Source organism: Aliikangiella aequoris (assembly GCF_053709105.1).
Genome location: NZ_CM132298.1, coordinates 367,299 through 379,223 on the forward strand (window position 1 = coordinate 367,299; position 11,925 = coordinate 379,223).

The 11,925-nt window shown below is 39.5% G+C and carries 11 protein-coding genes; 9 read left to right on the plus strand and 2 right to left on the minus strand.

All coding sequences use genetic code 11. The annotated features are described in order from the left end of the window. Window positions 1-388 precede the first annotated feature (388 nt). The 4 genes from ACUR5C_RS01665 to ACUR5C_RS01680 are packed head-to-tail and all read left to right on the plus strand — an operon-like array spanning window position 389 to window position 4,742. The gene (locus tag ACUR5C_RS01665) at window positions 389-1,009 is read left to right on the plus strand and encodes an XrtA/PEP-CTERM system exopolysaccharide export protein (RefSeq protein ID WP_454466608.1); all 621 of its coding nucleotides are present in this window, start codon (window positions 389-391) and stop codon (window positions 1,007-1,009) included. Window positions 1,010-1,023: 14 nt separating this feature from the next. Further along, entirely contained in the window at window positions 1,024-2,559 is a 1,536-nt protein-coding gene (locus tag ACUR5C_RS01670; protein WP_454466609.1) for an XrtA system polysaccharide chain length determinant, read from the plus strand. A 3-nt stretch (window positions 2,560-2,562) separates the two neighbouring features. Beyond that, window positions 2,563-3,387 carry a CpsD/CapB family tyrosine-protein kinase gene (locus ACUR5C_RS01675; protein ID WP_454466610.1) on the plus strand — a complete coding sequence of 275 codons (825 nt, stop codon included), beginning with the start codon at window positions 2,563-2,565 and terminating at the stop codon, window positions 3,385-3,387. A gap of 2 nt (window positions 3,388-3,389) precedes the next feature. Further along, on the plus strand, window positions 3,390-4,742 hold the full coding sequence (locus tag ACUR5C_RS01680) for a hypothetical protein (RefSeq protein ID WP_454466611.1): 1,353 nt from the start codon (window positions 3,390-3,392) through the stop codon (window positions 4,740-4,742). On the opposite strand, the gene ACUR5C_RS01685 is transcribed toward ACUR5C_RS01680, so the two are convergent. After that, on the minus strand, window positions 4,739-5,653 hold the full coding sequence (locus ACUR5C_RS01685) for a polysaccharide lyase (RefSeq protein ID WP_454466612.1): 915 nt from the start codon (window positions 5,651-5,653) through the stop codon (window positions 4,739-4,741). The genes ACUR5C_RS01680 and ACUR5C_RS01685 overlap by 4 nt on opposite strands. Before the next feature lie 110 nt (window positions 5,654-5,763). Next, window positions 5,764-6,903 carry a DegT/DnrJ/EryC1/StrS family aminotransferase gene (locus tag ACUR5C_RS01690; RefSeq protein ID WP_454466613.1) on the minus strand — a complete coding sequence of 380 codons (1,140 nt, stop codon included), beginning with the start codon at window positions 6,901-6,903 and terminating at the stop codon, window positions 5,764-5,766. Window positions 6,904-7,165: 262 nt separating this feature from the next. On the opposite strand from ACUR5C_RS01690, the gene ACUR5C_RS01695 reads away from it, so the two are divergent. From ACUR5C_RS01695 to ACUR5C_RS01715, 5 genes are read left to right on the plus strand one after another with little or no spacing between them, the layout of a single operon-like run. Next, entirely contained in the window at window positions 7,166-7,567 is a 402-nt protein-coding gene (locus tag ACUR5C_RS01695; RefSeq protein ID WP_454466614.1) for a polysaccharide deacetylase family protein, read from the plus strand. 23 nt (window positions 7,568-7,590) lie between these two features. Next, on the plus strand, window positions 7,591-8,040 hold the full coding sequence (locus ACUR5C_RS01700; RefSeq protein ID WP_454466615.1) for a DUF3473 domain-containing protein: 450 nt from the start codon (window positions 7,591-7,593) through the stop codon (window positions 8,038-8,040). After that, the gene (locus tag ACUR5C_RS01705) at window positions 8,040-9,077 is read left to right on the plus strand and encodes a FemAB family XrtA/PEP-CTERM system-associated protein (RefSeq protein WP_454466616.1); all 1,038 of its coding nucleotides are present in this window, start codon (window positions 8,040-8,042) and stop codon (window positions 9,075-9,077) included. Before ACUR5C_RS01700 ends, ACUR5C_RS01705 begins: the two co-directional genes overlap by 1 nt. Before the next feature lie 35 nt (window positions 9,078-9,112). Then, window positions 9,113-10,435: an O-antigen ligase family protein gene (locus ACUR5C_RS01710; RefSeq protein ID WP_454466617.1), complete on the plus strand. Its 1,323-nt coding sequence runs from the start codon at window positions 9,113-9,115 to the stop codon at window positions 10,433-10,435. A 34-nt stretch (window positions 10,436-10,469) separates the two neighbouring features. After that, complete coding sequence (locus ACUR5C_RS01715) at window positions 10,470-11,918, plus strand: lipopolysaccharide biosynthesis protein (protein ID WP_454466618.1); 1,449 nt, start codon at window positions 10,470-10,472, stop codon at window positions 11,916-11,918. The last annotated feature ends 7 nt before the right edge of the window (window positions 11,919-11,925 follow it).

Genomic DNA, 11,925 nt, shown 5'->3' on the forward strand with positions numbered 1-11,925 from the left:
TTACTTATTGCCTTTGTGTGCCGGAGTGAATCCTTGTAGCCCTGATGTTATAAGGCTTCCTTGTTATTTGATTGACTAGTATATCGCATAGAGTTATTATTGCGACTGAAATTATGTATTGATTGAATGTTGAGGTCGAAGGGAATGGATCCAACATAAAAGCAGTATGATTGAAAAAATAACAATATTACTGAAGTTTGCTTACCTTTAGCTGAGTAAGTAATCGCTTATCTAATTCCATTCCTTTTATTGCCGTTTTAGGCTGACAATCACTTAACATTTAGCGCTTTTTCTATAGTATATAGCGATAGTTGCTTGTTTGTACTAGGTTTATTTTGTCGTCTCGGTCATAATAATGCCAACGACCTACTACTTTAAAGGATTATTTATGAGACCAATTTTGTTTGCGATCTTCGCCTGCCTGGTTGTCACAGGGTGCTCTTCGAATAACCACACGGCTAAAACAACCCCTGGGCCAAGTGCTAATACCAATCTTTTAGTTGATCAATATTATATTGGAATAGACGATATTGTTTCAGTCAATGTTTGGAAAAACCCTGATTTGTCGATAACCGTTCCGGTTAGACCTGATGGAAAAATCTCTGTACCTTTAGTTGGTGAAGTCACCGCTGGTGGTAGAACGCCGCTTGATGTGGCGGAAGAAGTCACGAGTAAGCTGGCAAAATATATTCGCGATCCACAGGTTGCGGTAATATTGGAGCAGTTAAGAAGTCATGAATATCTTTCACGGGTAAGAGTAACTGGTGCGGTACGCACACCTTCATCGATGAGCTTTCGCCAGGGTATGACCGTGTTAGACGTTGTGCTTGAAGCGGGCGGGCTAAATGAGTTTGCATCGGCTAACCGAACGAAGCTATTTAGAAGAACCCAAGATAAAGTTGAAGCTATCGATATTGACCTGGCTGATATTCTAAATAATGGTGACATGCGTACAAATTATGCTATTCAGCCGGGTGACATTCTTTCTATACCAGAACGTAACTTTTAAAAAGACAATTTATCATGAATCAAACGATTGCGAATTTACTTAGAATTATTAAAAAAGAAGTGTGGGATAAAAAGACGCTGGTGACAATCCTGTATGTCTTTTTTTCTGCTTTATTCTTAGCGGCTGCTTGGTTTTGGCCAAGAATATATACTTCGACGGCGACCGTATTGGTTGATGAGCAAAATATCCTTCGCCCTTTAATGGCTGGAACGGCAGTAACCACTGATGTGACTGACCGAGCAAAAATGGCTAACCAAATTATTTTTAGCCAGCGAGCAATGAAAAAAATCATAAGCACTGATGCGTGGGCAGGTGACAATGCCGGTTCTCTCTCCCCAAAAGAGTTTGAAGGCTTAAGCGACTATATTCGTGGCTCAACGCGGGTAAGTAATGCGGGCAAAAACTTAATCCAAATTGAATTTAAAAGTGATGATGCGAATACCGCTTACGAAACAGCAAAGCAAATGACGCGGATTTTTATTGATGAAAGCTTAGAAGCAAAAAGAGAAGAAAGTCGTTCTGCGTATGAGTTTATTGATAACCAAGTTGCGGTATACCACGAAAAATTAAAGAGTGCAGAAACGGCAATAAAAGAGTTTCGCTCTAAGCACATTGATGCTACTCCAGGCGCTAAAGCCAATGCGAATGTTCGTTTAATCGAGCTAAATCGTGAACTAGAAACAGTTGAACTAGAAATTTCTACGCAAGAGTCGAGTATGTTGGCCAAGCAGAAACAACTAGCCGGTGAAAGTGGCGCTGCCAGTCGAGCAAGCATTGATAAAGAGCGCCAATTAAATTTAAGAATTTCAGGCTTAGAAACACAGCTTGATACACTGCGTTTAAATTACAAAGATACTTATCCTGATATAGTGCAAATTAAAGGTCAGATAGATTCACTGAAAGCGCAAATTGTAAAAGAAATAGAGGAACGTAGTATCGCTGCTAAGCTTGGAGTTAAAGAAATTCCAACCGGCGCTATTGCGCGCGAGCTAAAAAGCCAAATTTTAGCGATTGAAGCTAATATTTCTACGCTTAACTCTAAGCGCGCACAATTGCTGCGACTCATTGATAAAGAGCGTAATACTTTAGATATGATTAACTCTGTAGAAGCCGAAATATCAGAGTTAACTCGTGACTATGAAGTGAATCAAACCGTTTACCAGGAATTGTTAAGCCAAAGAGAAAATGCCAGAATTTCAATGAACATTGATATTAATAACCAAGGCATGACATTGAAAGTTCAGGAGCCAGCTTCTTTACCCGTGACGCCAAAAGGGGTTCGTTTCTCACATATTATTATTGTTGGCCTTATCATGAGCTTTTTAATTCCTATTGGCGTGGTTTATGGATTAACCATTTTGGATCAAAAAGTTAGAAACGAAAGTATATTTGCTGATAAATATAAGTTACCGGTATTAGGCTCGGTTTATGCTGCGGTAACCGAAGAAGAGAAAAAAACCAACTACTTTAAAGCCGCGGTGCTGTTTAGTGTGGTAAGCGTGGTGTGGATTGCTTATGGCTATACAGTTCATTTGAGAATGCAAGGGTAAAACATGAATACTTTAGAAAAAGCCTTTTTAAAGGCGATGAAAGAAGAAAATTCTCAAGATGAAGGCAGCGCAGAAAACGCTTTGGGAATTACCGATGCGTCGTTAAAGCAGCACGACAGACCGAGAAAAAACTTAGTATCACCCAGTAAAACTGGGATCACTAATATGGAACAACAAGCGTTATTTACGCGTAAACAATTAGTGGCTAAACGCTTAATTCATCCTAAAATGAAAGATGCGACTTTGCTTGATCACTATCGCAACTTGCGTACCAAACTTCTCTCAATGAGTAACAAAGATAACTTTGTTACCTTAATAACCTCTGCAGTACCAAATTATGACTGTAGTTTAGTTGCAGCGAATTTAGCGGCGTCTTTTGCTTTAGACGAAACCAAAACGTCGATTTTAGTTGATGGCGATATTCACCAGCCAAGATTAGGAAAGTTACTTGAAGTTGAGAATACAGATGGACTCATTAACTATCTTGAAGCAGACGATTGGGACGCTAAACAGATTTTATATAAAACGGGTATACCGCGGCTAAGATTTGTGCCAAGTGGATTGGAACGAGCTAATTCTGCTGAATACTTTACCTCTGAAAAAATGGGCGAGTTTATGCAGCAACTGCTGAATCGTTACCCTGATCGCTTTCCTATTGTTTATGCGCCTAGCATTGTTAATTCTGCCGACGCTCGTATATTGGCAGAGCTTTGCGACAAAGTTATCTTAGTTATTCCTTATGGTAAGTGCACCGAAGAAGAGTTTGTACAGGCCGCCTTAACCATTGGAGAAGACAAGTTTGCAGGGGTAGTTTTAAACGACTTTTAGCAATGAAAAATTATTTAAATAAAAGGATTTTATTAAAGCTAGCTTGCGTTGCAGGAATTTTTTTTGTTGGCCTAGCTGAAGCTACAGAGTACCGCTATTTATTTGGTCTGGCTAACCAGTCGAGTGATAATATAACACAACGGCCGGGCGGAGAGTCTGGCAGTGCGACAACCGGTTCGCTTGAGTTGTCGCTTGCATCAACTGAAAGCATTGATTTTACCTACGATTTAGGTTTGCGTTTAAATCGCATTAATTATTCGGTCAGCGGCTTAGAAAGTGAAGATACAAAAAGCTTTGAAGGCAATGTAAATTACCAGCCGCGAAGCGCTAACTTTTCTGTATTGGGGCTGGGCTCTATTACGCAAGTACCTGTGAATCGATTTCAAACTCAGCAAGTGAATAATTTACGTGAAGAAAGAGCGGTTGCACTCATGCCTGCTTACTTTGTTCGTTTAAATACCTTAGATCGTATTACTTTTACTGGAATGAAAGTAAAATTTGACTCTGAAACATCGAATCAAGCACCGGCACAACTTGATAATTCTCGCGATGTAAATGAGTTTGCAGCAGAGCTACAAAGGCAAATTAACCCAACCAATTTTATTTCTTTGGTCGCTAAAAAATCTACCACAGACTTTACCGCCGATTCGCAGCAAGGTGTGATAGATTATGATAAACAAGAATATTACTTAAAATGGCGCTCAGACGGTTCAACTAACCGAATTTTAGCTGAGTTAGGACGCTCAAAGTTAACCGATCAGCAAGGCAGAGAATTAGACGCTGACTTGCATCTTTTTAATATTTTTCGTCAAGTAAATCGTAATCAAACGATTGAATATCGTTTCACGAATGGCATTCAAGGTGCTGTGAGCACGAATTTAGCGACTGATCGTATTGTTATTAATCAGCGAAATGAAGTGATACCGAGTGCACAGTTAGCGCGTGAGCATTCGTTAAGTTATGCATATACAGCGCTATTTTTACGAACCGCCCTAAGCGTTAACCAGCGTGAAATAAGCCAAGTATTTACTCCAAATAAAGAGTTGCAAAAAGGGGCAAGGCTTGCGTTTTCTTATGGCCTTTCGCGTTTACTAGGAACTCCGTTAGATTCTCGCGTTGAATTAGTTTTTGACAAAAATGAAAGTGAATTTGACAGTGCTCAAACTCAAATTACAGACACTCAACTAACTCAAGTGAGTTTGATTTATAGGCACATGTACTCGCAAACTTTATCAATGTTTATTGAGCTTCAGTCAAGACGCTCAAAAGAATTAAGCGCCGACCTTAGTATTGGAAGAAACGATTCTGATTCAATCTTTTTAGGATTTACTTATTCAGACTTTGGACGTTTTTAGTTTGATAAAACATCTTCTGGCGGGTTAGGGCGCTTTTCAGGTGCAATACAACCTATTTTAGCTGTGGAAACAACAATGGCATCTAAAAACCTTTGCTGATTGGCTGGCGCACCACCATTCCAATAATTTGAAAAGTGGATTGAGTTTAGTGCGTAGTCATTCCAGTTACCAACCCAATTAATGTCGCTTTTAGTAATATCGAGCTGATCATCGATAAATAGTTCAAACAAACCATTCGTTTGGTTTGCATCATTGAGTTTAATATGTGCTTCTACACATACCCAACGACCTTTAGGAAAATCCTGTTGAGATTTCACCAAGCCAAGCCAAGTAAAGCTGCCTTGATCGTTCCAGCGAGTGGTGACTAATTGATTGTCTTTTATACCTGAAACCGGATCTAAGGCTAGGTTTGCGTTACCGGCTGAATCTGCCCAAATATGTGCAGCCATTGCCTGTGCCCAATTAGCGTTTGCAAAGCTGGTAATGCGGGTCATTTTGTCTGGATAACTCTGAAAGTTCTCGGGGTATTTAACATACCAGCGCCAATAAATTTCCCTAAAGTCATTACTACTGCTAATGTTTGAAGTTAGCGGTGAGCGTCCAAAGTTGATAAAAAACGCACCCGCCTCATCTTCACCTGTTTGCCATTGTACACGCATTGCATGGTTGCCATGGGCTGCTTCACTAGCAGTGCGCTGTAAGTCTCCATCGTCGTCATTAAAATCGAAATACGCTTGAGTATTAATGCTGGTTTCATTGGCGCCTGGCGTTTCAAAGCTATCACAGAACAAAACTTGTGAGTTTGGTGCATCACTATTAGGGCAGCCCGGTTCAGCGGCATTGCTTAACGTAGGCGATAAGCAAAAAAGTAAGCTATTGATAACTATCAATGTATTTTTAGAAGCACTCATGAATCCATCCGCTTTGTTGGTATTGTTTAAAAGTAAAAACTATCAAAACCTGCTTATTTTAGAGCCTTTTTGACGTTCGCTAGTTTTATTATGGCAAAGATAACTTGAGATTATAAATATTGATTTAAAATGGCTATTATCTTTTTTATATCTTTTGGCTTTACTGCTGAGTGTACCGGTAAAGTGAGTAACTGTTGAGCAAAGTGGTTTGCCTGATTTTGAAGTTGTTGATTAATGTTAAGCTCGCTAGGAATGCCTGCGACTTTGCCTAGCGAAGTCTGATACATAGCGGTAACGCCAAGGCGTTGTTTAGTCGCTGCGTTGAGAATTGCATCTCTGGCTTTTTTATTTGTAATTAATAGAGGGTACCTTAATAAAAAACCGTTTTTATCACGGCTTTCAAGCTTACTTAAATCACTGAGCTGTGATTGGTTAAATTTCTCAAGCGCAAGCTGATATAAACTCACTAAGCAGGTTTGTTCCGCAAGACGCTGAAAGTTGCTGGAAAGCCGCGACGCGACTGGCAGAGGTAGCGATTGTAATTGAGTTAGCGGCTTATAGATGGTTTGACCTAAATTTATTCCAGGTATCAAGTTCAATGCGAAAAATGGCACAGGGTGGGTAATAATATTAAATAGAGTGGCCTTAAGTTGATACTTTAAATCACTCAGGCTACTGGGGGTAGGCTGGTTAGGCTGCGGTAGTTGATCGAATAGCGCTTGTGACTTTGTTAAAACAGCCCCGCCTTCGAGCATACTTAAAGGTTTACCTCGACCAAATGAAAGGATCACTAAATCACCTTGATAGTCGCTGCTGTTTGGCTGAGTTGGCAGGTATTGTGCACTGTCTTCAATGATTATCGGTGACTTTGCGGCTGTCGCATTGCGAATCGCTTGAATTCTCTCTGGAATACCAAGAAAGTTGACTGCGATAATAGCGACAACATCTGGGTCACAGTAGGATTTGAGCAAGCTTAAATCCATCCAAGGCTTAGAAGCTTCTAAATCGACTAAAATAGGCTTCACTTTAGCAAAAACACAAGCGCTGATTAAATCTGGGCAAGCGTAGGCTGGTAGCAGTACTTTGGCATCTTTAACCCGTGGAAATTGGCTTTTTGCTGCGATAAGGGCGGCAGCAAGGGCTTGTGTTCCTGAGCCAAAGCCGGTCAAGTGAAAGTCTGGCAAGAAGCTATCAAGTGAAGCTGTTGTTAATTTTACTGGGTTGCCAACGGGGCGTAAGTGACGAAACAAAATGCAATCCTTTTTAAGTGCTTTCACTTAGTTTGGTGTGAGTAAGCCTTGAGTAACGGTTTAAGCGATTCTAATTAGCCGATTGCGTCTGCTTACTGATGTAATATCCTAAACAAGTATTATATAATATCTCGGTTAGCGCTCGGCAAGGAAATTAAAACATGTAATGCGCTTAACAAAATACTGTAACTAAACAGTTTAATTATCTGAAAATAAGTATAATAGAGCAATCTATTCCAATACAAAAGGGATCTGGTCTGGAATGAAAAATGTTATGAGTATTGATGTTGAAGACTATTTTCAAGTTTCAGCATTGGCAGAGAGTATTCAAGTTTCACAATGGGATAGTATAAAACCTAGAGTTGAAGCCAATACTCACAAAATTTTAGATATATTTGAGCAACATAACATTAAAGCGACCCATTTCGTTCTAGGCTGGGTAGCGAAAAAATTCCCTCAATTAATAAAAGATATTCATTCTAGAGGCCACGAAATCGCTAGCCACGGTATGAGTCATCAATTGATCTATAACCAGTCTCCTGCAGTATTTAAGCAAGAAACTCTAGATTCCAAAGCGCTTCTTGAAGATATTTGCGGTGAAGCTGTCATTGGGGCTATCGTGCCGCTAGCTACTCAATTACTCGAAACTCGACTTGGGCGTTAGATATTTTGCACGAGGCGGGTTTTTTGTACGACTCTAGTATATTTCCTGTAGTCCATGACCGTTATGGCATTAAAGGCTCACCTACTGAGCCGCATGTGTTAGAAACGCCTAATGGGGCGCGATTAATTGAGTATCCTTTGTCAACCTATCAAATGCTAGGACAAACCTTGCCGATTGCTGGTGGCGGATATTTTCGGCTTTATCCCTATTGGTTAAGTCGCTATTTTTACCGTAAAGTTAACGCGAAGGAGCGATCGTTTGTGTTTTATTTACATCCTTGGGAAGTTGACCCTGAGCAGCCTAAAGTTAAGGTCAGTTGGTTTTCAAAGTTTAGGCATTATAACAACCTAGATGTGTGCAGTGATCGTTTAAATAAGCTTTGCAACGAGTTTGAATTTACGACAATGCGAGAGAAGCTAGATAGTTTAGACATGTTTACTACGCAACAAGAACCGCAAATAAGGTATCAATGATGAGCCAGTTTTCTATTCATCGGTTAGGCGAACAAGATACTACAGTCTGGAGCGAGTTTGTCACTAGTCATGAAGTCAGCTTTTATCATGATGTACGTTGGAAAAAACTGATAGAAGAAGTCTTTGGGCATCAAACCTATTATCTTTATGCTAAAAATGCTGAGCAGCAAGTAGTGGGTATTTTGCCCTTAGTTAGAATGAAGACCTTATTATTTGGAAACTACTTAGTTTCACTGCCATTTTTCAATTATGCAGGCATAATCGCTACAAGTGTTGAAGCTCAAAATTTTTTAATTGCAGAAGCAGAAAAGCTTAAACAAGAACTGGGTTGTAGTCATGTTGAGCTGCGCGCAACGGACAAGCAAAATTGTGACCTGCCTGTGCGAGAAGACAAAGTCACTATGCTGCTGCAGCTGCCCAAAACTGCAGATGAGCTATGGAGTGACATAGGCGCAAAACGTCGAGCTCAGGTAAAGCGTCCCATAAGAGAAGGGGTTAGCTTTAAAGTAGGTGGCGCTGAATTAATTGATGATTTCTATTCGGTTTTTTCTATTAATATGCGCGACTTAGGGACCCCTGTTTACGCGAAAAAGTTATTTGAGAGTATTTTTAAGTATTTCCCTAAAGAAGCTAAAATCGCCATAGTTGAACTAAATGGCGAAGCGGTAGCAACTGGATTTTTACTTGATAATAATGGAAAAGTTGAAATTCCGTGGGCTTCAACCTTAAGAAAAGTTAATCGAATTGGTGTGAATATGTTTTTGTATTGGAACATATTAAAAGACTCAATTGAAAGTGGCGCAGAGCAATTTGATTTTGGCCGCTCAAGCAAAGATTCGGGGACTTTAAAGTTTAAAAAGCAGTGGGGTGCTCAGCAAGTTCCTTTGTACTGGTACTATATGCTACCGGAAAACGAGCCTGTTCCGGTGATGAACCACTCCAATCCTAAATACCAAATAGCGATTAACTTATGGCAAAAGCTACCACTAAAAATAACCCAGTTAGTTGGGCCACATATTGTTAGAGGCTTGCCATAACTTAGCATGGCTAAGTTAGTGATGGTTTATTGATTATGAACTCATTTTTACGCCAAGAAGAAAAACAAACCAACCCGCGTTGGTTTATGTTGTGCCTGTCATTAGCGATTATATTTGAATTTTTACGTCCCATGGACTCCTACTTGTCATTTCTATCACCGCTAAAGCTGCCTGGCTTAAATATGTTGGCAATGACCTATATCTTTTTTATCCACCCTAAACCTTATTTAAAAACTGAAACTTGCAACAAGCTACTAATCTGTTTTTTTATTCTCGCGGTGTCTTCTGTACTTTGGTCGGTTAATACACGTTTTGCCTTTAACTCGTCAATGAGCATATTTTGGTTTTTGGTCGCTTTTGTATTTCCTTTAATGGTGATAATAGATGATCTTTCGAAATTAAGAACTGTGATTAATGTATGGGTAGGCACCCATGTTTTGCTTGCGCTCATAGTTTTGTCAAAAGGTGGTTATGGTCCTGGCGGTATTGTCGAAGACGAAAATGATGTTTGCTGTGCTTTGGTTATGGCATTTCCGTTTGTATTTTATTATTTTGTTAATGCAAAAAAAGAATTTAAGCATCGCTTTTTTTGGGGAGCATGTGTTTTAGTAGTTGGTTTGGCTATTCCAATTACTGCTTCTCGCGGTGGTATTTTAGGCTTTGCTGCGGTGATAGGGTTCTTAGTGTTAATGTCAGAAAAACCCGTTAAAAATGGCATGATTATTTTATTGTTTATGATTGTCGCTGGCGGCGTCATTTTGGCGTCGTTACCAGAAGCTTATGTTGCAGATATGACAAATATGACTAACCCTGAGGATAGTACTCGCGACGAACGCTTGTGGTCTTGGAGTATTGGCTGGGTTATGTATGTTGAGAACCCTTGGTTTGGTATAGGTGCGGGTAACTACCCTTGGGCTAATGGCGCATATTATAAGTTAAGTCCCATGTGGGAAGAAGGCCGCAAAGTCATGGCCGGGCGGCAAGCGCATTCAGTTTATTTCACGCTGTTTCCTGAATTAGGCACAATCGGTGTGTTGTTATTTTTTGTTATATTAAAAATTCTGTTTACCAAATGCCAGCGAGCTAAACTTATTTTGTTACCTTACTTTAAGCAAGGTAAATTAAAGCGGGAGTATTACCTCTTTAACAGTTTTATTGCTTCTACAATTGGATTTCTTGTTTGCGGAACTTTTATTTCCGTTTTGTATTATCCATTTATTTGGTACTTGGCAGGGTTAGTTTTGGTGTCTTACAAAATCGTTATGGAGCATATCGAACAGCTCGAGCCGCAAGCACAAGCTAAAAATAAAACCGAAGTTTCTGAGTTTTTCTCCAACCTGCTTAATCGAAAAAATTAATCGCAAAATTATAAAGGGAAGTTAGTTAATCACTATGGATAATATGCGAGACAAAATAATTAGCGGGTTTGCTTGGGAAGCGTCTACCAAGTTGCTTATACAAGTTTTTTCATGGGTCTCTACCATTTGGGTCGCCCGAATGTTAACGCCAGACGACTATGGCTTAATTGGAATTTCTGGGATCTATACTGGCGTGGTGCTGATGTTTTCAGGGATGGGACTAGGAGCCGCCATTGTCAATAAAGACGAGGTCAGCGAAAGCGAGCTACACAGTATTTTTTGGACTGGGCTGCTTTTCTCATTGGTTTGTTACAGTGGGCTTTTTTTATTAGGTCCGGTTATTGAGTCATATTATCAAATTGAACATTTAAGCCAGGTTATAAGAGTAGCCGGCTTAATCGTTATCTTATCCATGTTAACAACCGTACCGCACGCATTAATCTTGCGCCAAATGGACTTTAAAACATCTGCAATGATCTCATTTAGTGTTAATTTTATTTTAATGCTAAGTACCCTAGGCTTCGCTTTGCTAGGTTATGGGTTTTGGTCTTTGGTTTGGTCGGTTATTATTTCTCAAATATTTGGTCTATGTGCTAACTTCTACCGAGCAAAGTATATACCTGGCCGCCCCTCAAGTATAAAAACCCTAGTTGATTTTTATCGCTATGGATTTCAAATAATGACTTCTGGCTTAGTAAACTATATTAGTACTTTATGGGGGCCTATTTATACCGGACATTTTTTAGGTCAAACTGCCACAGGGAATTTTCAAATGGCTAATATTCTGGCCAGTATGCCCTTAACCAAAATTGGCGAAATATTTAATCAAATTGTATTTCCTTCTGTCTCTCGCATAAAACATGACTTAAATAAAAGTAAGTCGTTATTTTTAAAAATGCACAGCTATTTATTAATTATCACGCTGCCACTTTTTTCTGGTTTGGCGTTAGTAGCAGAAGATATTATTCCATTACTGCTCGGGGAAAAATGGGTGAGTATAATTACTCCGGTACAAATTTTATGTGTGCTATGTGTGATGCGAATTAGTGCGCAAATTGTACCTAAAATTTTAGAAGGTATAGGCAACCCAAGAGCGAATGTAAATTATCAAATTATTCTTTCTATTTCTATGGCATTAAGTATGTTGCTAGGGGTTCAATGGGGGCTAAATTGGATGTTAGTCGCGTGGACCATTTCATTTCCAATCGCCTATATATATTTATTTCGGGTGCTTTGTTTATCTTTGAAAATAGAGGTTTCAGAGTTGTGGCAGTCAGTGTCTAGCGCGATATATGCGACTTTAATCATGGCACTTGTGGTTTTATTGATACGCCAATCGACGTCTTCAATGATGCTGCCTGCATGGGCTAATTTAATTGCTAGTATTGGGATAGGTGGCTTAGTCTATTTAGGCAGCTATTTTTTATTAAACCGTCAGCAAGTAGTCGAAATGGTAGCAACACTGAAGAGTTTTAAGCGCTAAAGAGGAA

Coding starts and splice junctions, on each gene's coding strand:
- ACUR5C_RS01665 (WP_454466608.1), top strand. CDS start 389: ATGAGACCAATTTTGTTTGCGATCTTCGCCTGCCTGGTTGTCACAGGG.
- ACUR5C_RS01670 (WP_454466609.1), top strand. CDS start 1,024: ATGAATCAAACGATTGCGAATTTACTTAGAATTATTAAAAAAGAAGTG.
- ACUR5C_RS01675 (WP_454466610.1), top strand. CDS start 2,563: ATGAATACTTTAGAAAAAGCCTTTTTAAAGGCGATGAAAGAAGAAAAT.
- ACUR5C_RS01680 (WP_454466611.1), top strand. CDS start 3,390: ATGAAAAATTATTTAAATAAAAGGATTTTATTAAAGCTAGCTTGCGTT.
- ACUR5C_RS01685 (WP_454466612.1), bottom strand. CDS start 5,653: ATGAGTGCTTCTAAAAATACATTGATAGTTATCAATAGCTTACTTTTT.
- ACUR5C_RS01695 (WP_454466614.1), top strand. CDS start 7,166: ATGAAAAATGTTATGAGTATTGATGTTGAAGACTATTTTCAAGTTTCA.
- ACUR5C_RS01705 (WP_454466616.1), top strand. CDS start 8,040: ATGAGCCAGTTTTCTATTCATCGGTTAGGCGAACAAGATACTACAGTC.
- ACUR5C_RS01710 (WP_454466617.1), top strand. CDS start 9,113: ATGAACTCATTTTTACGCCAAGAAGAAAAACAAACCAACCCGCGTTGG.
- ACUR5C_RS01715 (WP_454466618.1), top strand. CDS start 10,470: ATGGATAATATGCGAGACAAAATAATTAGCGGGTTTGCTTGGGAAGCG.